Annotated in this window: 20 protein-coding genes; 8 read left to right on the forward strand and 12 right to left on the reverse strand. The window is 58.2% G+C overall.

Annotation, left to right across the window (positions count from 1 at the left end; all coding sequences use genetic code 11):
* Positions 1–107: 107 nt before the first annotated feature.
* Positions 108–2,246: a putative bifunctional diguanylate cyclase/phosphodiesterase gene (locus B2M23_RS00805; RefSeq protein WP_038350898.1), complete on the forward strand. Its 2,139-nt coding sequence runs from the start codon at positions 108–110 to the stop codon at positions 2,244–2,246.
* A gap of 73 nt (positions 2,247–2,319) precedes the next feature.
* On the opposite strand, the gene B2M23_RS00810 is transcribed toward B2M23_RS00805, so the two are convergent.
* The 10 genes from B2M23_RS00810 to B2M23_RS00850 form a co-directional block, all read right to left on the reverse strand.
* Positions 2,320–3,702, reverse strand: a complete 1,383-nt coding sequence (locus B2M23_RS00810) for a sensor domain-containing diguanylate cyclase (protein WP_038350899.1) — start codon at positions 3,700–3,702, stop codon at positions 2,320–2,322.
* Positions 3,695–6,607 carry an EAL domain-containing protein gene (locus tag B2M23_RS00815; RefSeq protein ID WP_052237054.1) on the reverse strand — a complete coding sequence of 971 codons (2,913 nt, stop codon included), beginning with the start codon at positions 6,605–6,607 and terminating at the stop codon, positions 3,695–3,697. The genes B2M23_RS00810 and B2M23_RS00815 overlap by 8 nt, the downstream gene beginning before the upstream one ends.
* Positions 6,608–6,845: 238 nt before the next feature.
* Positions 6,846–7,418, reverse strand: coding sequence for a YcbK family protein (locus B2M23_RS00820; protein ID WP_052237055.1), 573 nt, complete (start codon positions 7,416–7,418; stop codon positions 6,846–6,848).
* Between the two features lie 23 nt (positions 7,419–7,441).
* Positions 7,442–7,663 (reverse strand): DUF2922 domain-containing protein, encoded by a 222-nt coding sequence (locus tag B2M23_RS00825; protein WP_038350900.1) that lies wholly within the window; start codon positions 7,661–7,663, stop codon positions 7,442–7,444.
* A 38-nt stretch (positions 7,664–7,701) separates the two neighbouring features.
* Positions 7,702–7,938, reverse strand: coding sequence for a DUF1659 domain-containing protein (locus B2M23_RS00830; RefSeq protein ID WP_038350901.1), 237 nt, complete (start codon positions 7,936–7,938; stop codon positions 7,702–7,704).
* Between the two features lie 37 nt (positions 7,939–7,975).
* The gene (locus B2M23_RS21035; protein ID WP_038350902.1) at positions 7,976–8,236 is read right to left on the reverse strand and encodes a helix-turn-helix transcriptional regulator; all 261 of its coding nucleotides are present in this window, start codon (positions 8,234–8,236) and stop codon (positions 7,976–7,978) included.
* A 1-nt stretch (position 8,237) separates the two neighbouring features.
* Positions 8,238–8,414 carry a hypothetical protein gene (locus tag B2M23_RS21040; RefSeq protein ID WP_167617717.1) on the reverse strand — a complete coding sequence of 59 codons (177 nt, stop codon included), beginning with the start codon at positions 8,412–8,414 and terminating at the stop codon, positions 8,238–8,240.
* Positions 8,411–9,067 (reverse strand): hypothetical protein, encoded by a 657-nt coding sequence (locus B2M23_RS00840; protein WP_038350903.1) that lies wholly within the window; start codon positions 9,065–9,067, stop codon positions 8,411–8,413. Before B2M23_RS00840 ends, B2M23_RS21040 begins: the two co-directional genes overlap by 4 nt.
* Positions 9,064–9,537: a phage antirepressor KilAC domain-containing protein gene (locus B2M23_RS00845; RefSeq protein ID WP_052237056.1), complete on the reverse strand. Its 474-nt coding sequence runs from the start codon at positions 9,535–9,537 to the stop codon at positions 9,064–9,066. Before B2M23_RS00845 ends, B2M23_RS00840 begins: the two co-directional genes overlap by 4 nt.
* A 105-nt stretch (positions 9,538–9,642) precedes the next feature.
* Complete coding sequence (locus tag B2M23_RS00850; protein ID WP_038350904.1) at positions 9,643–10,419, reverse strand: hypothetical protein; 777 nt, start codon at positions 10,417–10,419, stop codon at positions 9,643–9,645.
* A 196-nt stretch (positions 10,420–10,615) separates the two neighbouring features.
* Here B2M23_RS00850 and B2M23_RS00855 point away from each other — a divergent pair, with 196 nt between their 5' ends.
* The 6 genes from B2M23_RS00855 to B2M23_RS00880 all read left to right on the forward strand — a co-directional run bounded on the left by B2M23_RS00855 (position 10,616) and on the right by B2M23_RS00880 (position 21,422).
* Positions 10,616–12,388 carry a sensor domain-containing protein gene (locus tag B2M23_RS00855; RefSeq protein WP_052237057.1) on the forward strand — a complete coding sequence of 591 codons (1,773 nt, stop codon included), beginning with the start codon at positions 10,616–10,618 and terminating at the stop codon, positions 12,386–12,388.
* 38 nt (positions 12,389–12,426) lie between these two features.
* Positions 12,427–13,644 (forward strand): GGDEF domain-containing protein, encoded by a 1,218-nt coding sequence (locus tag B2M23_RS00860; RefSeq protein ID WP_081571055.1) that lies wholly within the window; start codon positions 12,427–12,429, stop codon positions 13,642–13,644.
* Between the two features lie 2 nt (positions 13,645–13,646).
* Positions 13,647–14,888: a GGDEF domain-containing protein gene (locus B2M23_RS00865; RefSeq protein WP_038350906.1), complete on the forward strand. Its 1,242-nt coding sequence runs from the start codon at positions 13,647–13,649 to the stop codon at positions 14,886–14,888.
* Complete coding sequence (locus tag B2M23_RS00870) at positions 14,869–17,259, forward strand: response regulator (RefSeq protein WP_038350907.1); 2,391 nt, start codon at positions 14,869–14,871, stop codon at positions 17,257–17,259. Before B2M23_RS00865 ends, B2M23_RS00870 begins: the two co-directional genes overlap by 20 nt.
* A gap of 159 nt (positions 17,260–17,418) precedes the next feature.
* Positions 17,419–19,461, forward strand: a complete 2,043-nt coding sequence (locus tag B2M23_RS00875; protein WP_038350908.1) for a sensor domain-containing diguanylate cyclase — start codon at positions 17,419–17,421, stop codon at positions 19,459–19,461.
* Positions 19,462–19,517: 56 nt separating this feature from the next.
* Entirely contained in the window at positions 19,518–21,422 is a 1,905-nt protein-coding gene (locus tag B2M23_RS00880) for a sensor domain-containing diguanylate cyclase (RefSeq protein ID WP_038350909.1), read from the forward strand.
* Positions 21,423–21,460: 38 nt separating this feature from the next.
* Here the strand turns inward: B2M23_RS00880 and B2M23_RS00885 are convergent, their stop codons facing one another.
* Positions 21,461–22,945, reverse strand: coding sequence for a phosphohexomutase domain-containing protein (locus B2M23_RS00885; protein ID WP_038350910.1), 1,485 nt, complete (start codon positions 22,943–22,945; stop codon positions 21,461–21,463).
* Between the two features lie 168 nt (positions 22,946–23,113).
* Positions 23,114–24,139 (reverse strand): ornithine carbamoyltransferase, encoded by a 1,026-nt coding sequence (gene argF / locus B2M23_RS00890; RefSeq protein ID WP_038350911.1) that lies wholly within the window; start codon positions 24,137–24,139, stop codon positions 23,114–23,116.
* Between the two features lie 226 nt (positions 24,140–24,365).
* Between argF and B2M23_RS00895 the strand changes: the two genes are divergently transcribed.
* Positions 24,366–24,782 carry a hypothetical protein gene (locus B2M23_RS00895; RefSeq protein WP_038350912.1) on the forward strand — a complete coding sequence of 139 codons (417 nt, stop codon included), beginning with the start codon at positions 24,366–24,368 and terminating at the stop codon, positions 24,780–24,782.
* Positions 24,783–24,788 lie beyond the last annotated feature (6 nt).

Genomic DNA, 24,788 nt, shown 5'->3' on the forward strand with positions numbered 1-24,788 from the left:
CATACGCAATAAAAAAAGGCAGCATTAAATTTTTTCATAGACAGACTCCATTTTTAAAAGTATAATACTCTAAAAAATAAAAGCCTTTGGATAGAGAGGATTTTGCTATGAATAAAAAGGATTTCGCATGGCTGATTATGTGTTCCAGGAAAACGATCGCCTACGTAGCGGATATGGACAGCTACGAATTGAAGTTTCTCAGCCCTGCTGCCATGGAGCTATGCGGGCTTACCACGCATGAGGAGTACCTGAATCAAAAATGCTATGAGCTGATACAGGACCTGGACGCGCCGTGCGCCTTCTGCACTAACCGCAAGCTCCGCCCGGGCGAGCCCTATAAATGGGAGTTCTACAACCAGCACCTGAAATGCTGGGCGAGCATTGAGGACAGCCTCATCGACATTGACGGCCGGTCCTACCGCCTGGAGGTCATCCAGGACATCTCAAAGAACAAGGCGAAGATCGACAGCATCCTCAACCAGCTGACCATGGAGGAGATGCTGGTCAAGTGCATCGAGCTTCTGGCCTACGAGAACGACGCCGACGTGGCCATCGACCGGTTTTTGGAGACGGTGGGCGATTTCTACGCGGCCGACCGGGCTTATATCGTGGAGTACGACTTTGAGCAGGGCTGCGCCAACAACACCTATGAGTGGTGCCAGCGCCATATTTCCTCCGAGAAGGATAACCTTCAGAAGCTTCCCCTGGAGCTGCTGAAGGACTGGGACGCCAAGTTTGAGAACCGTGGCTTTTTCTACATCAACTCTGTGCGTAAGGACTACGCACAGGATTCCCCCGAGTACAACATTCTGAACCAGCAGGGAATCCAGTCGGTGGCGGCGGCGCCCTTTGTTCAGGACGGGCAGATCACCGGCTTCCTGGGCGTTGACAACCCGTCTGCCAACACCCGGGACTGGACGCTGCTGCGCTCAGTCTCCACCTTTGTCATTGATGAGCTCAAGAAGCGGCGGCTGTTCCTCGACCTGGAGTACGCCAGCTACCGGGATCTCCTGACCGGGCTTAACAACCGCAACTACTACCAGAAGTTCTTAGACGAGCTGAAGCTCTCGCCACCCGGCTCCCTGGGCATTGTCTACATTGACATCAACGGCCTCAAGGCCGCCAACGACAGCTACGGCCACCAGTACGGGGACTACATCATCACCCAGTCCGCGCTGATTTTAAAGCGTTTTTTCCCGGACTGCGCTTTCCGCATCGGCGGCGATGAGTTTATCGCCCTGAGCATCGACTGCGGCCAGGCCGATTTCGAGCAAAGGGTCGCGGACGTCAAGGAATCCTTTGCCCAGGACAAGAACGTGGACGTCTCCATCGGCTCGCTCTGGAAACAGGGGGAATACAACATCGAGAACGAGATTATCCTGGCCGATGAGCTCATGTACTCCGAAAAGCAAAAATACTACGACGCGATCCTGCGGGAGGGGCGTGCCAGCCGCACCGGCCAGGCCACCCATCTGCTCCAGGCCATCCGAAACCACCAGTTCGCAGTGGTCTACCAGCCCCAGGTGGAGCTGGCCACTGGAAAGATTGTGGGCGTCGAGGCCCTGATCCGCAAAAAGGGACCAGGCGGCAAGCTCATCACGCCTGACCATTTTATCCCACGGTACGAGAGCGAGGGGATCATCCGGCACATTGACCTGTACGTCTTTGAGGTGCTCTGCGCTCAGCTTAAAAAGTGGCACGACCGGGGCGACAAGCTGCGCGGCTCTGTCAACTTTTCCCGGGTCACGCTGATGGAAACCAACATCGTGAAAACCCTCCAGGACGTGTGCGCCCGGTACAGCGTCTCCCCGGAGGACATCACCGTCGAGATCACGGAGAGCATCAGCAAGCTTGAGAACGCGGCGCTGAACGCGCTGATCAACACCTTCCACGCGGCCGGGTTCTCCATCTCTCTGGATGATTTTGGCACCGCCTATTCTAACCTCTCTATCCTGGGCGAGCTGGATTTCACAGAGCTCAAAATCGACAAATCCATGCTCCAGGACCTGACCGACAACAAGAAAAAGCAGGCCCTGGTCAAGAATGTCATCCTGATCTGCAAGGATTTCGGCAACATCATCTCTCTGGCCGAGGGCATCGAATCGGAGGAGCAGTACGCGCTGCTGCTCAAATACCACTGCCTGCTGGGGCAGGGCTATTTTTTCTCCAAGCCTCTCACCGAAAAGGTGTTTAACACCTATTACCGCACGAAAAAGACGCTCAGGGCACCCATGTACCCGCACTGAACAAAATGAGCCCGGACTGGGCGCCTTTTCAACAGAGGCGCCCTGCCCGGGCTTTTCATTTTCCATTTATTTTTCACTTCGTTTTGAGCTCACTGCCAAAGCAGACATGCCCCGGACCGGATTTCTTTGCCTGGTACATGGCTAAATCCGCGATATGGAGAAGCTCCTCGACGCTCTCTCCGTCCTCGGGGTAGCACGCCACGCCGATGCTGGTGTTGCAGAATGCCTGCCCCTCGGTCAAAACCCAGGGCTTATTAAAGCGCAGGTGAATGAAGTTGGACAGGTTTCGGATATTCTCCTTTGTGATGGCCTCCCCGGCGATCAGGGCGACAAACTCGTCCCCGCCGTTGCGGTAGATGGCCTCCTGCAGCAGCGGGATTTCCGTAAAGAACCGGCTCAGCTGCACCAGAAACGCGTCGCCAGCGTCGTGCCCGTAGGCGTCGTTGATGGCCTTAAACCCGTCAATGTCAAAAAACATCAGGTAGAGCTTCTCCTGCGGCCGCGCCTGGCTGATCCGCGCCTCACCCTCGCTCAGGAGCATCCGGCGGTTGGGCAGGTCGGTGAGGGCGTCATAGTTGGCCATGTACTGTATGAGCGCCTCCTTCTGCTTGTTATCGGTAATGTCCGCGCTGCTGACCACATGGGCCATCCGGCCGTCCTCCCACTGGAAGGCCGCGCTGAACACCCGGAACCACGCGCCGTCAAAGGGGCGCTGGTAATCCCAGGTGTAGACTCTGGTGGGATTGCCGTCCTCATCGGCAATTTTTTCCTGGGGGCAGAAATCGCAGGGGCCGTTCTGCCCCGGAAAGAGTATCTGCCAGCACTTTTTGCCCAGGAACTGCTCCTTTCCCCCATAGGGCGCCGCCATTGACTTGTTCACATACAAAATATCGTGCGTGTTAAAATCATTGACGTAGATGTCGATGCCTGTATTGTCCAGGACGCTCTCGAGAGAGCGCCGGGCCCGCCAGAGTTTACTCTGGTAGACCCGGGAGGACAGGTACCTGGTCATGAGCAGCAGCGGGAGCCTGACCGCGGTCTCTGGCGGCAGCTTCTCCGCGTTCCGGTCAAAAAAGACGACCAGCTCATGGAGCTCCCCGTTCTCATCGGTCACCGGGGCCGCGACCAGGGCGTCCGCCCCGAAAAGATCGAGCAGCTCTGTCTCCCGGCGCGCGTTATGCCCGCTGCGCCCAACGCTGACCACGGCCTGCTGGGCGAGCCACGCCGCGCTTTCTGTCTTAAATTTGGGCGGCGCGCCGCAGCGGTCCGCCGTCGCTTCTGCGGACTGCTGTTTTTCCGCCAGATAGAAACGTCCGGAGAGCTCGATCTGGTACACGGACCCGCCGTCAAAACCGATACTGCCCCGGATCATCTCCAGCGCCTGTAGGATGTTTTCTGTCTCCACCCGGTTTCCTGCCAGCACCTCTGCCAGCGCGATATTCATGGTTTCACTCATCTGCTGTGTCCTTTTTCCTCTCTCCCGGCGTTCTCAAATCTCGGCTGTACGCAATGATAATATCCTCGTCCTCTTTCATGGCGGCCCGCACCAGGGTTACCTCACAGGGGATTTTTTCGTGCTGCCTGTTCTCATACAGCCATTCAAAGGCACAATAGCCCTTTTCTTTTACCTCTCTGAAATAGGTTTCTTTCTTCTCCAAACTGGGTGTCCCGTCGGGCTGGTACAAAGGCTGGTAACTGTCGAACCCGCGCAGCACGTCGTCGACGCTGCCGGCACAGAACATCTCCACTGCCATCTGGTTGCAGTCCAGGATTTCCTCCCTCACATTCCACAGGATACAGGAGAGCGGGGTGGCGTCCATGACGGCGCGCACACGGGCGTTCAGGACACGCTGCATCTTCTCTGCCTCGATCTGCTCCCTCAGGTCCCGGGTATATCCGGCGACCATGGCGCTGCCGTCGTCGTCGAGGTGGTCGATGCGCACCAGGGTTACCTCGGCAGGGATGGGGGTACCGTCCTGCTTGCAGTGCAGCCACCGGAAACGGGTCCGCCCTCTCTGCATGGCCTCTGTGATTTTAGCTTCGGCCTTCGCCTCGCTAAACTGCCCGTCGGGCTGGCGCTCTGGTGAGAGGGCATAAAAATGGGCAAGGTATTCCCGCTCATCCTCAAGCTCGAAAAGCTTCAGAGCCTCTTCATTACACATGACGTTCTCAAACTTTTTGTTCCACAGGTTGAGGCAGAGGGGTGTGGCGTCCAGCAGCGCCAGCAGCCGTTTTCGGAACTTCTTGTTGCTCTGCTCGACCTCGAGTTCTGACCGGAGGTCTCTGGCGTAGCTGGCCACCACATGGTCGTTCTGGTAGGGTATCCGCACACAGGTGACCTCGACCGGAAACTGGTGCCCGTGGCGGTCCAGGTGCATCCACTTAAACTGGGTCTTCCCGTTTAGAAAGGCCTCGAAGATCCTGTCGCGCACTTTTGTCCTGCTCTCCTGGCCGTTTGGCTGCCTTGGCGGCGAATAGCTGTCGAAATCCTCGATCAGCCGGGTCCTGTTGTCTGCCCCAAAGAGGCGGACAGCCTCCTCGTTGCAGGCCAGGATCTCAAACTGACGGTTCCAGATCATCAGGGACAGAGGTGTGGCGTTCATCATGGCGAACAAAAGCTCCCGGTCGTTGACAAGGTGATCCTGGAGCCTTTCCCGGTCGATGGCGCCTGCCAGGTTTTTCCCGTCAAAGCTGACGGCCACGTAATGGCTGAAGAAAAAATCCTTTTCCACAGGCCGTGAGATGTAAAAGCCCTGGATACAGTCCGCGTTCATGAGGCGGACGCTCTCCCATTCCTCCCGGGTCTCCACCCCCTCTACACACACCTTTTTCCGGCGGTTGTGGCAGAGGCGGATAACGGATTCGATGAAATCGCGGTTGTGCTGGCTGGTGTGCAGGGCCTTCACAAAGAAGCGGTCGACCTTGACAATGTCTACATCCAGGTCGGCCAGGCGCTCCAGCGAGGAGTAGCCTGTGCCAAAGTCGTCCATGGCCAGCTGGATACGTTTGGCCCGGAGACGGCTCAGCGCTGCCTTTACGTTGGCGTCCTCTTTCATAAAGTAGCTCTCGGTCAGCTCCAGCACCAGGTTTCCGGGCGCCAGGCCCTGGCGGCGCAGAACGGCCTCGGCCTCTCTGCAGAAATCAGGCTCCCTGAGCTGAATGTAGGAGACATTGACGTTCATCGCAAAGTCGGGGACCCACTTCACCCAGGCCCGGCAGGCCTCGGCGGCCTGCTCCAGCACCCAGAGCCCGACCTTTAGGATCAGGCGGCTGCTCTCAAGCTGAGGGATAAAATCTACAGGGGATATCTCCCGCCCGTCGGGCATCCGGTACCTTAGCAGGGCCTCGGCGCCAATGACCGCCAGCTCGCTGACGTCGCACAGGGGCTGGAATACCAGGCGGAACCCCTGGAAATCATTTTCCACGCTCTCCGCCATGCAGTTGGTCAGGAACTGCCGGTCGATCTGTTCTCTGAGCATGCCCTGCTTAAACTCGACGCACTGGTTTTTTCCGTTGTGCTTGGCTCTTTTGAGGGCGACCGCGGCCTTTTTTTCCAGATCGGCCCAGCTGTCCCCGTCCTCAGGATAGGAGACCAGCCCGGCAGACACACCAAAGCGGTAGGGCTGGTTATCGACCCGGTGCGCTCCCCGCGCGTACTGCTGGATGCGCTCATAGATGCTTAACATTTCCTCCCGGGACGCGCCAGCGCCGGCCACCATGAACTGGTCGCCCTCGTAGCGGTAGAGGTTTACCTCGCCCGGCAGACGCTTTAAAATTTCCTGGGCAGTGGTTTTAAGTACCTTATCCCCAAAGGTCCTGCTGTTCAGGGTATTGATCTTATTGAACTCGTCGATGCCCAAAAGCAGCAGCTTGAAATGAATATCCGGGTCATCGTCCAGAATGCCCTGGAATTTTTCCTGGCAGAACCGGTGGTGCAGAAGGCCGGTTACATAGTCTACGTACTCACATTCCTCCAGGCTTTTCATCGCCCCGAGTATGACTGCTGGCTGACCTGTGTGGGGGTTGCGCCGCACCCGGCCACGGTTGTTCACCCAGATGTAGGCTCCGGTGGCGTCCAGCATCTGGTAGTTGAGGGTGAAGGCTGTCTCGTCGGACTGCCAGAGTTCGGCGAGGCGTTTCCTGAAACGCTCCTGGTCGCGGGGGTGTATCCGCCTGAGCATTGCCGCGCAATAATGGGCCATGCTGTTTTCTTCGAAGCAAAAGTCGGAAGCGGTGTTGGGCGATACCTGAAAGCGGTCACTGCACGTATCCCATATATAGAGATAGTCATTGCAGATTGACGACAACAGGCCATAGAGCACTTCAGCGTCCATGTCCATGTTCTCAAATAAATTTTGCATAAAAAAAAACCTCCAGTCATTCTAGCGTCCGCCAGCTTTATCATAAAACATGTAATATCTATTATATACCTGATTAAGTAAAAATGTGTAAAAAATTTACCTGCGCATATGCTCAATGTCTGGCAGGTAAATGTTCCTACATGATTATTTTGCTTAATTATGCGCCCTCACGGTCATACGGCGGTCATACGCAATAAAAAAGCCGCCTGGGGGCAGGCGGCCTCCGGCGGCGTTCTTCTTATATCTCCACATGCACATACCCGCTGCTGTAGTAGGGCAGGATGTTGAGGCCGCAGTCCTTTGCCAGAGCGGCCAGGGTGCCGACGGGAACGCCGGGGCTGTACAGGTCGGCGGCGGCGCCCCGCTTGTGGAAGGACCAGGCCACGCCGCCCACCTCCTCGTTGCGTTTTTCACAGCGGACGCCGGAGGTGATGATGATGGGCGCGCCCACGGCCTGGCGCAGGGCCTCGACGCGGCTTACAAGCTCGGGCTGGGGCTCGGCCGGGAAGCCGTCACAGCTGCCTGCACAGTCGCAGCGGTACTCGTCCCGGGCGAAGTGTTCGCTCACCATGACGGGCTGCGCTTCGAGGGTGCCGCTCTCGGGCTGGCCGGGCGGATCGGGGTTTTCCGGGTCTGGGTCTCCGGGCGGCGCCTCAGGCGTGGCCGGCTCGGGCTGAGGCGCCCCGGACTGTGCGGGCGGCGGGTTCTGCCGGGCGGGCGCCCAGTTTAGCTCATGGGCAAAGTAGAGGATGCCGGCGGCTGTCAGGGCAGCCAGGATCAGCAGGGCGGTTCTTTTTCGAATGGTTTTCATTGCTTTCTGCCTTTCTGAATGCTTTACGCTTCGATTTCGGTTTTCCGGGTGGTCTTGTCAATGTACTCAAAGCACTTGAGTTTTGTGAGATTGAAGCCGTCTGGGGCAAAGGCCCCGGCGGCCTGGGTCTCGATCTGCTCCTGGGTCAGGTCGTCCAGATAGTCGGGGCAGGTGATGGTGAAGCTCTTGCCGTTTTCCAGCTCAAACTCCAGGTCCAGGGCTTTGGTGGTCGTGGTTGTCTCCATGGTTATTTCTCCTTTCTTTCAGATTTTGCGGTACTGCGCTACACAGAAACTTCGATGTTGCTGTAGCCCATGTAGTTCTGGATGTCGTTGACGATGGGCGTGCAGAGCTTTCCGATGGCTTTGCCGGTGCGGGTGATGGCTTCGGTGGTGGCGACGGCCATGTCCAGGTTGAGCCCGGAGTAGGTCTTGCTCTTTTTCTTGATACTGCCGTCCACCTCGCCGTAGTTGAAGATGATCTTCATGTCATGGCCGATTTTTTCCTGTTGGTATGCCATTTGGCGGTCCTCCTTTCGTTGTGATGCTCTCAGTTTATCACCTCAGGAGGTCCTGGTATATGGTCAGCTGGAAGTGATGATTCTGACCAGCGGACTGAGGTTTCTGACCATCCTCACTGGGCCGCTCGTCCGCAAACAGATTCTCCAGCGCCTCGAGCACATAGTCCCTTACCGGGTCGCCCCGTTCCAGCCGGGTTACGGTGCTCAGGCTGATGTCCGCCGCTTCGGCCAGCTGGGGCTGGGTGAGGGCCAGGCGGGCGCGGTGGGCCTTTGCCCATCTGGCGGTACGCTTGCCCATGTCAGTCCACCCACATGCCCTCGACGTGCAGGGCGGGGTCGCCGTCCTCCAGTGCGTCCAGCCGGGCCTCGAAGATGCGTTCGGCCTCCTCGGGGCTTCTGGCGTACACTGTCTCCAGAACCACCAGGTGGGCCCGGCAGCGGTAGCGGTCATAACCGCTCTCACGCGCATGTCTCATCGGCTCTCCTCCTCCTGCTTTTTCTGCTCCTTCATGGCCCAGATGGCCTCGACGAGGGCAGCGTCGTCTTTGTGGATGGCGCTCAGGTGCTCCATCTCCTCGCTGGTGAGCATGGGCAGCTGGTTGAAGTAAGGCACGGGCGGCTCCCCTTCGTACCGGTAAGGCTCTTTAATATTTATATATTTAGTATTTAAAGAATTAAGATCAGAAGAAACTGCGTACTGTTCCGCCGGGCCTTCCAGGGGCGCTCCGCCCGCTGTCCGGCTGCTGTTTCCCGGTGGGTTCCAGACGGTAACGGCTTCGCCGCCGCCCTGGGGAATGACCTGCAGGCGTGTCTGGGCCCTGTCGAAGGGGACGAGGGCGTAGCCGCCGCTTTTGCCGCCGGAACCGGGTGTGTATTCGATGAGCCCTGCGGCGATGAGTCTGCGGCGGTGTTCCCAGATGCGTTTGGCGTCCTGTTCGTCCAGTATCCGGCGCAGGTCGCTGTTGTCCACCTCAAACCAGACGGGCCAGTACATCACACCGTCCTCGCCCCTTATGGCCGCGGCGTTGTTGCGGGTGAGCAGGTAGTTCCAGAAGCTCTGGAACGGGGTGCCTCTGGGGTTTTTCTTCAGCCAGGCGTAAAAGCTCAGGTGCTCGGTGAGGTAGTTCATGGCTGCTCCCCTTTCTGGGCGGTGGGATGGATGCCCTGCTCCCGCAGAAAGTTGTACAGGAAGCACCGCCCCCGAACCGTCCACTGCATACTGCTGAACGTCCGCACGCGCCCGCCGGTGTCCCTGGCGGTGAGCCGGGTGGCGGTGTAGCCGTGGCCCTGGTAGCGGTCGTACAGGTACCAGCGTCTGCCCCGCTTGTACTGGATACCCTGGTCGCGGAGCAGCTTGTTAAAGGCCTGGGCGCTGCAGCCGTAGTCAGCGGCGATCTCGCTGACCGGAAAGACTTCGCTGGTGCCCATGGCCTCTCTGGCAAAACGGGCGTCCACAGCCACGGTGCCCAGGATACAGGCAAACTCGATGAGCTTGCAGGATATGGCCTCCATCAGCTCGGTTTCCTCGTTTTCGGGCGTCGCAAACAAGCCCCCTGTAAAGAACGTTTCCAGCATTTCTGGAGTTGATTTCTTCTGCATATTATTGCCTCCTTGCAGATTTTAGATTCACCGCTTGGGTGTATCTACAGGGTACCTGAGCCTGGAAGCTGAAAACAGGAACAATCCGTTGAAAACCGCGCTTTTTTATCGGGGGACGGCGGCTGTATCCCCATTGACATCTGCGAAAAACTGGAGGAGGCGGCTGTACCAGCCCCTCGTGAGCGGCGCGCCCGGGCGCCCGGCGGTAAAGGCCTGGGCGTAGGCCACGCTCTGGGCCCGGCGCTCTCTGCCGCTGTCTCTGCGGTCGCGCCGCGCGTACTCCGGCACGCGGTACAGGGGCTCTGGCACTGGCGCGTACAGCGCGCCCACAAGCGCTCTGGCCAGGGTGATGAGGGCCTCAAACTGTGTTTTTATCCGGCGGGCGTGCTCCTCGCTGAAGGGGAAAGCCACAGGCCGGCCGGGCACGATCTCCTCCAGCAGGATGTCCTCAAAAACGCCTGACAGGTTCGAGCTGTTCTTGACCATATCGGCGATCAGTATCCGGTGGCTCACCTGGCCAGGGAAACCGGGGTCGGCCTGTCTTCGTTTGGCGCAGTCCGGGCAGCTGTGCACCTCGACCATGAAAAAGGTGGGCACGCCGTCCACCTCGGTGGGGCCGCGCAGCACGGTGCAGTTGTAGGCAAGCTCTGCGCCGCAGACCTGGGTCCTGGGCCTTGTCTGCTTCTTGGTGGTTTTGTAGACCACGCGGTTTTCACAGCGCAGCGGCTCCTCGGGCGTGCAGTGGATGACCTGGGGCATGGACCCCTGTACCAGCCAGTAGGCAAACAGCCGCCATCTGTTGGCGGGTCCGATGACCCGGGGCATGGCGTCGTTGATGCCCTCTCCGGCAGTTACAATAATCTCCTGATGATAGTGATTCACGAATTTAGCTATGATTTCTCACTCCTCTCATAACCATTGTAAACGTAATTATAATAAAAATCAATTTTTGAGAGTTATTTTTTATTATTTAAGCTTGGTCACATACCATTTCCTTATTGCTTTCACCTGAAAACGGTGGTAAAATAGGACTAATTGTAAGCATCAAAATATAAAATGATTAAAGAAGGAAACCGAAATGTCAGAAAACAAACAACCCATCAGGCATTACGACATTGCGCCCGACAGTGAGTACAACATGCTCATGAGCGTCCTGCGGGTGAGTGTGAGCCGTCATCTGATGGATGAACATTATACCGTGGTTGAGGCAAACCCCTATTACTATGAACTCATCGGCTATCCAAAGGATGAGTATGAGGCTCTGTACCACAACCAGTGCAGCCGCTACTTCAAGGACAACCCTGAGGACTGGGAATCCATTGTGAACGCGGTAAATGAGGCGGTGAGCGCTGGCTATACCAGCTATGAGACGCTGGCCCGTATGCACCACAAAAACGGCCGCCTCATGTGGGTGAAGCTGGTGAGCGTCTTTACCGACGAGACCATCAATGGTTACCCTGTGGCCTACACGGTCATGACCGACATGACGGACTACATTGAGCAGGAGCAGGCGCTCCAGCGCAGCAACCAGAAGCTGCTGGAGCTGGCCTTTGTGGACCCGCTGACCAAGGGCCCCAACCGCTCCAAGTTTGACCTGGACGCCGGCGGCGCCATTCTTGAGGGCGCGCCGGGGGCCTATGTGCTGGTCTCGATGGATATCCGCAAATTCAAGCTCATCAATGACCTTTTTGGTATAGAAATGGGTGATAAGACCCTGCGCCATGTGTACGAGGTGCTTGAACACCACCTGCAGGAGGGCGAATTTGTGACCCGGGTGGCGGCGGACAACTTCTGCCTGCTGCTGCACAATGCCGACAAACCCATGCTCGTCAACCGCCTGGAGGTAATGTCCCGGGACATCAACCGCTTTAACTACGGCATAGAGCGCAAGTATTTCCTGTCCTTCGTCTTTGGCGTCTGCCCGGTGCTGGACCCAAACCTGCCGCTCACCCAGCTGCTGGACCGGGCCAACGTAGCTCTGAAGAGCATCAAGGACACTGGTGACAGCCGCCTGTTCGCCTGCCGGTTTTACTCAGACCTGGACCGCCTGAAGCTCATGCGGGAAAAGGAAATGGAAAACCGGATGCAGGACGCCCTGAACGCCGGCGAGTTCGTAGTCTACCTCCAGCCCAAGCTGTCCCTAAAGGACAACACCATCGCCGGAGCCGAGGCTCTGGTGCGCTGGCAGGACCCTGAGCACGGCCTCATCCCACCCGACGAGTTTATCCCCTTCTTTGAGAAAAACCGCTTTATCATTGATGTGGACCTGTACGTGTTCGAGCAGGTCTGTATGCTGCTGCGGAGATGGTTGGACGCCGGGCTGACGCCGGTACCCATCTCGGTCAACATGTCCAGGGCGCACCTGGTCCACTCCAATTTTCTTGATACCTACAAGGCCATCTGTGACGAAAACGGTGTGCCGCCAGAGCTTTTGGAGATTGAGCTCACCGAGACGCTGGTCTTTAAAAACCCCGACATGCTCTTCCAGGTCATCGACCAGATCCACAGACGGGGCTACCGCTGCTCCATGGACGATTTCGGCAGCGGCTACTCCTCCCTGAACCTGCTCAAGGACCTGCGGATGGACACCCTCAAGCTGGACCGCGCCTTTTTTACCTCGGAGAACGCCGACAACCCAAGGGAGCGCGATGTGATAACCTCCGTCATCGACCTGGCGGAAAAGCTCTCCATGACCACTGTGGCCGAGGGTGTGGAAACCGAGGCCCAGGCGGCGTTCCTGAAGGAAGCCCGGTGCGACATGATCCAGGGCTATGTGTTCTCACGTCCGGTGCCCATCCCGGATTTTGAGGCCCTGGCCTTTGGCAGGGCCTGCGGCCCGGCAGGCCATTAGACTGTTTTGAGCTTAAGCCCATACCGTAAAGGAGTGCGATGATGACGACCAACCTGATCCCCCTAACGCTCACGCTGATCATCCTGCTGACTGTTTTTTACGTCCTGTCCAACAGCAGCCTGCTGTGCGCGCTGAAGCAGGGCACAGTCCACAGCCGTTACTGGTGGCTGGTCTTTGGGCTGTGCCTTGGCTGCCTGCTGCTTATCATGGCCGTTTTCGGCATTCCGCTGCCCCTGTTCCTGCTGCTGCTCTATGGCCTCAAGGCCTGCGAGCTGCTGCACTTTCCAGAACCCGGGCAGCGGAACTGGTCCGCCGTAAACCTGAACTTCCTGCTCATCGCCGCCATCTACCTGATCACCCTCGGCGTGCTGGCGCTCTGCCAGGGCGGCAGCGTGCCCTCTGTGCTGAGTGACCCGCTTCTGCGGCCTGTCAGCCTGATCCTCCTGCTGGTCCTGAACGGCGGTATGGACCTGTTTCTGAGCCGCTTTTCCCAGCATATGCTCGAGCTTAAGACCGACTTCCGATCCGAGGAGGCCAGGCTGTTTGTCCAGTTCACCGCGCTTTCCGTTACCTTTGTCCTGCTCGACAGCGCCGCCTGTCTGTTCGACCTGCCGGCACTTCTGGTCTCCCTGTTTTTAATCGGGAGCAACGCCCTGCTGCTGCTCATGGTGGGCCTGTTTATTCACCAGCTGAGCATTATCCGGGAGGAGGCCCACCTGGAAACCGAGTACGCCCTGCTGGAGAGCAGCCGTTCCCGGCAGATCCGGCGCACTGAGGCCCTGCGGGACAGCGCCTACCGCGATGCCCTGACCGGCGCCCACAGCCGGCTTTACGCCGAGGACTACCTGGCGCGGCTCCTCGGCCAGGGCAGCCCCTTTGCCCTGGCCTATATTGACCTGGACGGCCTGAAGGGCATCAACGACGCCTACGGCCACCTGGCTGGCGACCGCTACCTGCAGGATTTCGTCCAAGCCCTGGCCCAGAGCCTGCGGAGCGAGGATATCCTCGCCCGGGTGGGCGGCGACGAATTCATGGTGCTGTTTCCAGACACCAGCGCCCCGGCCGCGCACACGATCCTGTCAAAGGCACGCGCCCGCCTGGCCGCCCAGTCCCGCCCAGACTGGCCCCTCTCCTTCAGCTTTGGGGTGGACGGGGCGCTGAAGGGCGCGGACAAAAGCATCGAGGCGCTGATCCACACCGCCGACCAGGCCATGTACGCCGATAAACAGAACCGACGCGCAAAGGAGGCGACCTGACCATGCCCATCAACCTGCTGTCCCTCATCCTCATTGCCCTGATCTACTTTTATCAGAACTGGCAGTTTTTCCGCTACGCGGAGTCTGTGCTCATGAAGCCCATAAAAAAGCCGTACATTGTCCTCTCATTCTTTATGAACTACGCGCTGTTTATGGTCTGCTCCTTCATGCAGCTTCACTTGGTGGTCAACTGGCTGCTCATCTTTGTGCTGCTGCTCATTGAGATCCTCTGCTTTTTCCGCTGTCCGCTGAGCGACAGCTTTGTTCTGGCCCTGATCTCCATGATCATCGGCCTGGCCTTAAACATCCTGTTCCGCTGCCTGCTGGCCGCCATCTTTGACCTGCCGCTCACCAGCTTCAGCAATGATACCCAGGCCGCAGGCAACCTCAAGCGCTATCCCGTGGGCCTGGGCTTTCTGGCCGCCGGGCTGTATTTCCATCTTGGACGGCGCTGGGAGGCCCACATCGACAACCCCCGGGTCATCTTCCAGGATAAGACCCGCAAATATTTTCTGATTGAGCTGAGCCTGGCCATCTACCTGTACCTGGTGCTCAACCTGCTCATCTACTCCGAGCCCGGCAATTTTCTGGTGCTCAAGCTCTGGGGCGTCAAATCCTGCGTCTTTTCCCTGCTGGGCCTTGGCCTGGGCGTGCGCTACGCGGCCCGCATCAGCCGCCTGAATCACTACCGGGCTCTCAACCGTGAGGTGCTCGCCGAGCTGCGCCAGAAAAAGGAGGAGGAGCTGGCGCTGAGCCGCATCGCCTCCACCGATGCGCTCACCGGATGCCTGAACCGGCAGATGGCCGAAGCGTCCCTGGAGGCGCTGCTAAGGGAGGGCATGCCCTTTTGTCTCTGCTTCGCAGATCTCAACGACCTGAAGCGGGTGAACGACACCCTGGGGCATGAGATGGGCGACCTCTACCTGCTCACCGCGGCGCAGACCCTGCGGCGCGCCTGCCGGACAGACAAAGACCAGCTCTACCGCTACGGCGGCGACGAGTTTCTCATCCTTTTTCCCGGGCTGCTGCCCGCCATCGCCAGCGACCGCCTGCGCCAGGTAAACCGCGGCCTCCGGGCCCGCAGCCACATGCCCGGCCACCCCTTTGACATGTCCGTAAGCTACGGCCTGGCACAGAGCGGCGAGGCCGAAACCCCCGGCGCGCTCATCCGTACCGCCGACGCCCGCATGTACCTGCACAAAGAAACCACTGAAAGGAACCAAAATGGAATACGACGACCATAGACAAACCAACGGCATCACAGGCTACGAGTACAATACCCTCATGAGTCTGCTGAAGGTGAGCGTCAGCAAGCATCTGCTGGACGAGCACTTTACCCTGGTCTGGGCCAATGAGTTCTACTACGAGCTCATCGGCTGGGACAAGGAGGCCTACGAGGCCCGCTACCACAACCTGTGCGACACCTACTACGCCGAAGACCCCGAGGAGCTCGCAAGGCTCACCGAGGTGGTCGTGGACGCTGTCACGAACAACAGAGGCGGCTACACCCATATTTCCCACATGCCCAAAAAAGGCGGAGAGCACGTCTGGGTGCGCATGGTGGCCACCTTTGCCGACGAGTACATCGGGGGCTACCAGGTCTCTTACACGGTCATGACCGACATCAACGACCTGGTGCTCATGCAGAAAACCCAGACCATCACCTACAACGCCCTGCCCGGCTTTGCGGCCAAGTACCACATCGGCAGGGACTTTAAGCCCACCCTGCTGGAGGCCAACGCGCGCTACACCGACTTCTTCGGCGACGGCTGCTGGGAGGGACGGCAGAACCCGCTCTTTAAGCAGAACTACAGCCTGAACCGGCAGGCCATCGACAGCAGCCGGGAAAAGATCTTATCCGGGCAGCCCTTCAGCCTGGGCCTCACCGTCCAGGGCGCCGACGGGCGCAGGGCAAAACTCCAGCTGAACGCCACCTGCGTGGACTGGAAGAACCAGGAGCCCATCTATCTCGCCATCTTCATCGACATCACCGACGTGACCGAGCTGCGGGAAATGCAGAGCCAGCTTGAGGCCCAGGCCGCAGCGCTCAAGGAGGCTCTGGACGCCGCCAAGCAGGCCAGCCGGGCCAAATCCGAATTTCTGTCCAGCATGAGCCACGATATCCGCACGCCCATGAACGCCATCGTGGGCATGACTGAGATCGCGAGAGTGCATCTGGATGACCCCGGGCGCGTGGAAAACTGCCTGGATAAAATTTCCCTCTCCAGCCAGCACCTGCTCGGGCTCATCAACGACGTGCTCGACATGACCGCCATCGAGAGCGGCAGCATGGCCCTGAACAACAGCGCCTTCTCCCTGCCCGGCTTTATGGAAAACGTCGTGGCCATCATCCAGCCCTCCGCCGAGGAAAGGCACCAGCACCTGTTCATCCGCACCTTTGGCGTGGAGCACGAGCACCTGAGCTCAGACCCGCTGCGCCTCAAGCAGGTCTTTATCAACATCCTGTCCAACGCCGTCAAGTTTACGCCCGAGGGCGGCAGCATCACCCTGACCCTGGAGGAATTCCCCGCCGCCAAAGCCGGCTGGGGCCAGTTCCGCTTCACCTTCTCCGACACTGGCATGGGCATGTCCGCAGATTTCATGGCCCACATCTTCGATTCCTTTGCCCGCGAGCATGACGGACGGGTGGATAAAACTGAGGGCAGCGGCCTGGGCATGGCCATCACCAAAAGGATTGTGGACATGATGGGCGGCAGCATCACCGTCCGCAGCACAGAGGGCAAGGGCAGCACCTTTGTGGTGTATTTGTCCCTGCGCATTGAGGAAACCCCGCCCTGCTACCCCGATCTGCCGCCCCTGCGGGTGCTCATCGCCGACGACGACGCGCTCATGTGCGAGTACGCTGTCCAGACTCTGGACGCCCTTGGGCTGAGGGCCGAGTGCGCCGAAAACGGTGAGGACACCGTACAGCGGGTCATCGCGGCCCATGAGGACGGGCAGGATTTTGACGTCCTGATCCTGGACTGGAAGATGCCTGGCGCCGACGGCCTGGAGGTCACCCGCCAGATCCGCGCCCGGCTTGGGGAAGCGCTCCCCATTCTCATCGCCTCCTCCTACGACTGGGCCGACATCCGAAAAGAGGCCCTGGGCGCCGGGGCCAACGACTTTGTCTCAAAGCCCCTGTTCAAATCCACGCTCTGCCACACCCTCAAGCGCCTAGTCCACGGCGAACGCCAGAACGACCGCCGCGCCGGGGAAACACCCCGGTACGACTTTGGCGGCAGACGGTTCCTGCTGGTGGAGGATAATCCGCTCAACCAGGAGATCGCCGCCGAGCTCTTATCCCAGGCCGGCGCCGCGGTAGACTGCGCCGCCAACGGCGCCGAGGGCTGTGAGAAATTTGCCCTCTCCTCTCCCGGCTACTATGACCTGATCCTCATGGACGTGCAGATGCCGGTCATGAACGGCTACGAGGCCACCCGCAGAATCCGGGCGCTGCCCAGAAAAGACGCCCGCCGTGTGCCCATCATGGCCATGACTGCTGACGCTTTCGCGGCCGACATCGAGAAAGCCCGGGAGGCCGGCATGGACGGCCACCTCGCCAAGCCGCTGGACCTCCAGCTCATGCTGCGGGAGCTGGAGCGCCAGCTATAAAGGGGAGGTCGCCTAAAACTAGGTGTTTTATACCTTTATCCGGCTTTTATTTTACCAATTTTGTCAAGTCATTACTTTTTGCTATAACGACCTGCATTGTTTTTCTAGCCGAAAAATGATAAAATAGATAAAATAATCAATTTTAAAGGAGAATCACTCATGGCAGCACAAACCACACATTCGCTCTATTTTTTTACGGCCGAAAGGCCATCCGAAATGCCTGAGTTTCTCTCCGACGGCATCGCTTGTTTCCAGGCCGACGAAGCGCTGACGCCGCTCTACCTGAACCCCAGCCTCATGGCCTTTCTGGGCGAGGACGCACTCCCCTGCTCCTTCGCGCCCTATATGGAGAAGGGAGATCTTCCAGCCTTTCAGTCCTTTCTCCGGGCCTTGCCCCCTGGAAAAACCGAGCGCGTGGGCATGAAGCTGTCCGGCGCGCAGGACAGCCCCATTTGGGTCTGCGCCTCCTGCCAGCGGGTTTCAGCGCCCGAAACCGGGCCGCCTGTCATCCTCTGCCACTTCGCGGATCTGAATTACCTGAAGCGCAGCCGGAGCAGCAGCTATGCCGACCTGGTGCCCTGCGGCGTGTTCAAAACCCTGACTGATGAGGATCTGACCCTGCTGTACGCCAACAGTTTTTTCTACCAGACCTACGGTTACACCCGGGAGAGCGCCGAGGCCGCGGGCTTTACGAACTGCCGGCGCATTGTCATGCCAAATGAGTATCCTCAGCTCCGCCAGAGGATCGGCCGCTACATCGACACGGGCATTTACGCCTTTGAGCTGGAAAACCACTGCATAACCATTGACCGCAAAGCCATCTGGGTGCTGGTCCGCTGCCAGTACAACCCCGAGGAGGACACTCTGTTCGGCGCGGTCTTTGACATCACAGACCGCAAGACTGCCGAGGAGGCCCTGCGCATCAGCGAGGAGGAGAACCGGATCGCCCTGCGCCACTCCGACAAATTTATCGGCCGGTACGACCTGCGGACAAAAACCCTGACCCGCACCGGCGAGGCCGCCCGTCTGCTGGGCCTGCCCGAGAGCACCAACAACGTCCCCGACGGCGCCATCGAGAGCGGCATCGTAGCTCAGGAGAGCGCCGCGGATTACGCCCGTTTTTTTAAGGATATACTGGATGGCAAGCCCGAGGGCCACACCTCCGTCAAGCTGCGCACCACCACAAAGAATGCCTACTCCTGGTTCAACGCGGATTACTCACTGGTCTATGACACTGACGGCAGCCCCATCACCGCCATCCTCACCTACTTTGACAGCACCGACCTGCATGAGCGCGAGGTGGCTTACGAGCGTTGGGCCAGGACCTATGAGCAGAAGCGCGAGAACTGTGTCGCTTACTACGAGTTCAACCTGACCGCCGATGTCCTTGAAAAATATGAGGGACAGACCAAGGGGGATATTCCCACAGGTTATACCCACAGCCTCCTCTCACTGGCCCAGTTTACCGCCGACCTGTACACCGTGCCCGAGGACCGCAAGAAGTTCGTCCGTTTCTTTAACCGTGACCACCTGCTGGAAAAGCACCGCGCGGGCAATGACGAGCTCTCCCTTGATTACCGCCGCTACAACAAGGCGGGCGGCATTTTCTGGGCGCGGGCTGAGGCTCAGATGGTGGACGACCCCTTTGTGGGCGTTGTGCGGCTTTTTGTGCTCATCCAGGACGTGGACAGCGAGAAGCGGCGGTCCCTGGAGCTGCGCCGACTCTCTCAGACCGACCCCCTCACCGGGCTTTACAACCGGGCCGCCCTGGTCAAGCGTCTTGGCCGTGTGCTGCGCCGGGGCACTGCCACCCGCCATGCCCTCATCATTCTGGACATCGACCATTTCAAGGAGCTCAACGACACCTACGGCCACCGCTTTGGCGACACCGTTCTCCAGGAGGTTGCCAGCGCCCTGAAGGACAGCCTGCGCAACAATGATTTCTCCGGCCGCCTGGGCGGCGACGAGTTCATGATCTTTATGCGCGGCCTTTCCGACACAGCCACAATCGGAACGCGGCTGAACGTGCTCAGGAACCGACTGAGAAGCCTTAGCCTGACCGAGCTCCCGCTCACCATCAGCATCGGCGTCGCCCTTTTCCCTGTCCACGGCAAAAGCTTTCAGGAGCTGTACGACAAGGCCGACCGCGCCCTTTACAAAGCCAAGCGTGCAGGCCGGGATACCATGATCTTTTATGAATGAGCTGCTTTTTAGCGGCTCATTCTATTTGCACGAAAATAATTGACAGGAGGTCGTTTATGAAAAAAGATGCTTTACTCAAGACAAACTGCTTTATCTGCGCCATTATTATTCTGGGCTTCGCGGTGGCCTCCTATGTCAGCTACCACTCCAACAACGGGATCTTTAAAAAGGATGTGGAGCACATCTCCGCCCTTACCTCCGAGGGCATTTACTACCAGATCGACGCCATTTTCACCAAACCCATCAACATCTCCCTGACCATGGCCAACGACCACCTGCTCAAGGAATTCCTGACCGAGGAGGCCGAAAGGGGTGACGAGGCCGCCTTTGTCCAGACCATGCGGGACTACCTGTACGCCTACAAGCAAAAGTACAGCTACGATTCCGTCTTTCTGGTCTCCAGCCAGACCAGCCGCTATTACCACTTTAACGGCGTCGACCGCACTCTGGCCCCCGGCAACCCCGAAAACGACTGGTACTATTCCTTCCTGAACGGCCGGGAAGACACCGGTCTCAACATCGACAATGACGAGGCTGCCCAGAACGAGGTGACAGTGTTTATCAACTGTAAGATCAAGGGAGACGACGGGTCAGTGCTGGGCGTGGTAGGCGTCGGCTTCAAGGTGGATTCCCTCCAGGGCATCTTCCGGGATTACGAGAACCAGTTCGGCATCAAGGCCTACCTGATTGGCGCAGACGGCACCATCCAGATCTCCACCGACCAGACTGGCTTCGAGCCCGCCAGCCTTTTCGACATTGACGGCTGCGCGGTCTTTGAGGACCAGGCCTTCCCCTCACCGAACGCCGAGAACGCCTTCTGGTACCACGCGGACGGCCACGAGGGCTACGCGGTGGCCCGCTATGTACCTAATCTTAAATGGTACCTTATAATCGACAACGACACCACCGCCTGGCGCAACAGGACCATCGTCCAGCTCTGTATCGGCCTCCTGGTCATCGCCCTTGTCACCGCTACGGTGCTCATCATTACCACCCGGATCATAAGGCGCTACAACGCTCAGATCGTGGGGCTGACCCTGGAGCGCGAGAAAAAGCACAGCGCCATCTTCAAAGAAGAGACGCAGAAAATCTACGAAAATATTTACGAGATCGACATCACCCACAACCGGGCCGCCAGCGAGGCCACACACCAGTATTTTGAGAGCCTGGGCGTACCCGAGGACACCGCCGCCTACGACGAAGCCCTGGAAATCATCGCCGAGAAGCAGATCAAGGCTGAATACCGCGAGGGCTACCTGTTCACCTTCGGCCCCGCCCAGGTCCTCACGGCCTATGATATGGACATTGAGAACCTGCGCTACGAGTTTATGATCACCAAGGACGGCGGCGAGAGCTATTACTGGATGCGCATTACGGCGCGCCTCTTCTTCTGGGAAGAAGACCAGTCGGTGCGCATGTTTGTGTACCGCCAGAACATCGACGATGAAAAGCAGCGTGAAAAATACATGGCTGAAAAAATGAGCCGGGATTCCCTCACCGGCCTCTACCATAAGGTTGCCACCCAGGAGCTGACCGACCGGCTTCTGGCGGAATCACCGGAGAATACCTATGCCTTCTTTATTCTGGACATTGATGACTTTAAGGAGGTCAACGATACCCACGGCCACGCCATGGGCGACCTGGTCATCGCCCGGTTCGCCACAGTGCTGAAGGCCCAGTTCCGGGAGGACGATATTGTGGGCCGCATCGGCGGTGATGAGTTCGCCGCCTTTGTCCCGGTGCCCTCAGCCGAATACGCCCGGGAAAAGGCCGAAAGCCTCGTGGCCACCCTGTGTATCCAGTACGGCGGCACCGCGGACAGCTGCCATATTTCCGCCAGCGTGGGTGTCTCACTGGCGCCCCAGGACGGCAGCGACTTTGCCGCCCTGTACCAAAAAGCCGACAGCGCCCTGTACGACGTGAAAGCCCAGGGGAAGAACAGCTTTAAGATTTACCAATAAAAAAAGGGCCGAGAGGCCCTTTTTCTATTTCTATTTTACTATTTAAGCTCTGCGTAATCCTTCAGGAAAACGTCGATGGCTGCCTTGATCTTCTCACAGCCGCCCACCTCGTCAGACTCAATGTTTAGCGGGATAATGGGGTCGTGGAGGGACATGCGCATCAGGCACCAGCCGTTGCCAGCGTCCTCGCCGCAGTCCACTCGGATGCCCTCAAAGTTGGGCTCCACAATGGTCCAGCCTGGCTGTTCCTCCGCGAATTTACGGAAGCCGTCCAGCACCTCCTGGCCGTAGTCCTTAAAGTCCTCTGCCGTGATCTTAAAGCGGTACTCTCTGGCCTCTGCGGGCTCCTTGAGATCCTTCAGGAACACTGAGAGCGGCTTGCCCTCGCGGTGCAGCTGGGCGAACTTGATGAGCGCCATGGTAACCAGGTAAGCGCCGTCGTCCAGGAAGTAGTTTTCCCTGATGGCCCCGTGGCCGCTGGTTTCCATGGCCAGGTGGGTCTCCACGCCGTGGGCGTTCAGACGGACCGCCTCATTGATGACGTTCTTGTAGCCGCGCTTAAAGCGGTGGTGGTGCCCGCCGAGACCCTCGATGTACTCGGTCAGGCCTGTGGAGGTGACGGAGTCGGTCACGATGGTGGTGCCCGGGTATTTTTCCAGCAGCATGCTGGCAATAAAGGCGATGAAGCCGTTGCGGTTGATGGCGTCGCCCTTTTCGTCGATGACAGCAGAGCGGTCCACGTCAGTGTCAAAGATGATACCCATATCGGCCTTGCTGTCAATCACTGCCTGACGGATGGCGTTGATGGCGTCCGGGTCCTCCGGATTGGGGATGTGGTTCGGGAAGTGGCCGTCCGGGTCCAGAAACTGGCTGCCCTCAGTGTCGGCGCCCAGCGGGGCCAGCACGCCCTCGGCAAAGAAGCCGCCCGCGCCGTTGCCCGCGTCCACGATGATGTGCGCGCCCTTGAGGGGTGTTTCCTCCCCGGTGGCCTCGCGGATCATGGCGACGATGTTGGCCGCGTACCTGGGAATAAAGGCGGTGTCCTCACGCTTGCCGCCGATTTTAAAATCGGTGACGATGGTTTCCGCCTGCTCGAGGATCGCTGCGATGTCCTCCTTGTTCAGGCCGCCGTCCTTGGTAAACAGCTTGATGCCGTTGCGGTTAAAAGGCAGGTGGCTGGCGGTGATCATGACCGCGCCGTCGCAGTCCATCTCCGGGTCCAGGGTGGTCATGAACATGGCTGGCGTGGTGGCAATGCCGCAGTCATACACATGTCCTCCGTCCGATACCAGCCCCAGGCAGACGGCCTGCGCCAGGTTCGGCCCGGTCAGCCGGCTGTCGCGGCCCACAGCCACGCTCAGGCTGTCCTTTCCGGTTTTCGCCTTCAGCCATTTGCTGAAAGAGTAGGCGATCTTCATGGCCATGTCCTGTGTCAGGTTAATGCGCTCGCCCTCGACCCCTTCCATGGCAATCCCGCGGATATCTGAGCCGTTTTGAAGCTTGGTGATGTTTTGTATTTCCATAGTTCCCTCCGGTAATATAGGATAAAAATTGTTCGCTTTAGACACTCGAGTTGATAGTTGATAATTGATCGTTTAAGAACAAATCCGCAACGCGGATTTGATTTAAATTCAAAATGCCTCTGGCTTTTTGTTCAATAACTATCCACTATCCACTATTAACTAATCTGATCAGTCCACGATTGGTTTTCCGTCTGCATCGACCTGGTTGGTGGCCAGGGTGGCGCACATGACCGCCTTGATGGTGTGCATGCGGTTTTCGGCTTCGTCAAAGACCTTGGAGGCCGGGCTTCTGAAGACCTCGTCGGTCACCTCCTGCTCGGTCAGGCCAAAGCGTTCGTGAACGTCCTTTGCCACATCGGTGTTCAGGTCGTGGAAGGACGGCAGGCAGTGGAGGAAGATCACGTCCGGGTTGCCGGTGGCTTCCATCATTTCGGTGTTGACCTGATAAGGCGCCAGCAGCTTGATGCGCTCTGCCATCTGGTCCTCCTCGCCCATGGAAACCCACACATCGGTGTAGATGGCGTCCGCGCCCTTCACGCCCGCCTTAATGTCGTCGGTCAGGGTGATGCTGCCGCCGGTTTCCTCACAGATGGCGCGCATTTCTTCGACCAGACCCTCTTCCGGGAACAGCACCTTGGGCGCCACTGCCACAAAGTGCATGCCCAGCTTGGCGCAGCCGATCATCAGGGAGTTGCCCATATTGTTGCGGGCGTCGCCCACATAGACCAGGCGGCGTCCTGCCAGCTCGCCGAAGTTTTCCTGGATGGTCAGCATATCGGCTAAAATCTGGGTGGGGTGGTAGGTGTCGGTCAGGCCGTTCCATACCGGCACGCCGGAGAATTCCGCCAGCGCTTCCACGGTTTCCTGCTTAAAGCCGCGGAACTCGATACCGTCGTAAAAGCGGCCCAGCACCTTGGCGGTGTCCTCGATGGACTCTTTTTTACCCATCTGGCTGTTGGTCAGGAAGGTCACGCAGGCGCCCTCGTCAAAGCCCGCGACCTCAAAGGCACAGCGTGTGCGGGTGGATGTTTTTTCAAACAGCAGCACGATGTTTTTGCCGGCAAGCAGCCTGCCCGGACGGCCTTCTTTTTTCTTTTTCTTCAGCGCAGCGGCATAGTCTAACATAAAGTTTATTTCTTCTGGCGTAAAATCCTTTAATGTCAGGAAGCTACGGCCTTTTAAATCAATCCCCATCGGAATTCCTCCTCATTTATCGTCATTATTTGACTTTATTTTACCCTAACCACCGCGTTTAAGCAATGCTTTATCGTTTGCAGTTGTGCGGGCTTTCAGATTGATCCGCTGTGATTGCGGTAAAAAAAAGACGTTATCGGTAAAAAGCTTGTTTAGCTATTAATGGTGATTTATAATCAAACATAAGTGTGTAAACACTCGAAATACTTTATTAAGGGAGTAAACAATGAAAGGTAAAACTTATCTGAAGGTAACCGGTATTCTGCTGCTGATCGGCGGCATCCTCGGCGTTTTATGCTATGGGCTGCTCACACTGCTGCTCGGGGTTGCCCTTGTGGACCAGGGCACCGGCAGCGGCGCCATCCCTGTAACAGCCATCGTGGTCGTCTATGTGATCGCCTCCATTATCCAGCTGGTCGCCGGCGTGATGGGGATCAAGGGCTGTAATAAATCAAGCAAAGCGGACGGATGCTTTAAAATCGGTATTGTTGTCTTAATTATTTCTATCCTCGCCGCCATTGTCAACATGGCCGGAGCGGGCTTCACCTTTTCCGGTATTCTCTACGCGCTGCTCGGTCTGGTGGTTCCAGGCTTATACATCTACGGCGCAAAGCTGAACAGGGACTCCCTGCCAATGGCATAGGCTGTT

The organism is Eubacterium limosum (assembly GCF_000807675.2).
GTDB lineage: Bacteria > Bacillota > Clostridia > Eubacteriales > Eubacteriaceae > Eubacterium > Eubacterium limosum.

Coding starts and splice junctions, on each gene's coding strand:
- B2M23_RS00805 (WP_038350898.1), top strand. CDS start 108: ATGAATAAAAAGGATTTCGCATGGCTGATTATGTGTTCCAGGAAAACG.
- B2M23_RS00810 (WP_038350899.1), bottom strand. CDS start 3,702: ATGAGTGAAACCATGAATATCGCGCTGGCAGAGGTGCTGGCAGGAAAC.
- B2M23_RS00815 (WP_052237054.1), bottom strand. CDS start 6,607: ATGCAAAATTTATTTGAGAACATGGACATGGACGCTGAAGTGCTCTAT.
- B2M23_RS00820 (WP_052237055.1), bottom strand. CDS start 7,418: ATGAAAACCATTCGAAAAAGAACCGCCCTGCTGATCCTGGCTGCCCTG.
- B2M23_RS00825 (WP_038350900.1), bottom strand. CDS start 7,663: ATGGAGACAACCACGACCACCAAAGCCCTGGACCTGGAGTTTGAGCTG.
- B2M23_RS00830 (WP_038350901.1), bottom strand. CDS start 7,938: ATGGCATACCAACAGGAAAAAATCGGCCATGACATGAAGATCATCTTC.
- B2M23_RS21035 (WP_038350902.1), bottom strand. CDS start 8,236: ATGGGCAAGCGTACCGCCAGATGGGCAAAGGCCCACCGCGCCCGCCTG.
- B2M23_RS21040 (WP_167617717.1), bottom strand. CDS start 8,414: ATGAGACATGCGCGTGAGAGCGGTTATGACCGCTACCGCTGCCGGGCC.
- B2M23_RS00840 (WP_038350903.1), bottom strand. CDS start 9,067: ATGAACTACCTCACCGAGCACCTGAGCTTTTACGCCTGGCTGAAGAAA.
- B2M23_RS00845 (WP_052237056.1), bottom strand. CDS start 9,537: ATGCAGAAGAAATCAACTCCAGAAATGCTGGAAACGTTCTTTACAGGG.
- B2M23_RS00855 (WP_052237057.1), top strand. CDS start 10,616: ATGTCAGAAAACAAACAACCCATCAGGCATTACGACATTGCGCCCGAC.
- B2M23_RS00860 (WP_081571055.1), top strand. CDS start 12,427: ATGATGACGACCAACCTGATCCCCCTAACGCTCACGCTGATCATCCTG.
- B2M23_RS00865 (WP_038350906.1), top strand. CDS start 13,647: ATGCCCATCAACCTGCTGTCCCTCATCCTCATTGCCCTGATCTACTTT.
- B2M23_RS00870 (WP_038350907.1), top strand. CDS start 14,869: ATGGAATACGACGACCATAGACAAACCAACGGCATCACAGGCTACGAG.
- B2M23_RS00875 (WP_038350908.1), top strand. CDS start 17,419: ATGGCAGCACAAACCACACATTCGCTCTATTTTTTTACGGCCGAAAGG.
- B2M23_RS00880 (WP_038350909.1), top strand. CDS start 19,518: ATGAAAAAAGATGCTTTACTCAAGACAAACTGCTTTATCTGCGCCATT.
- B2M23_RS00885 (WP_038350910.1), bottom strand. CDS start 22,945: ATGGAAATACAAAACATCACCAAGCTTCAAAACGGCTCAGATATCCGC.
- argF (WP_038350911.1), bottom strand. CDS start 24,139: ATGGGGATTGATTTAAAAGGCCGTAGCTTCCTGACATTAAAGGATTTT.
- B2M23_RS00895 (WP_038350912.1), top strand. CDS start 24,366: ATGAAAGGTAAAACTTATCTGAAGGTAACCGGTATTCTGCTGCTGATC.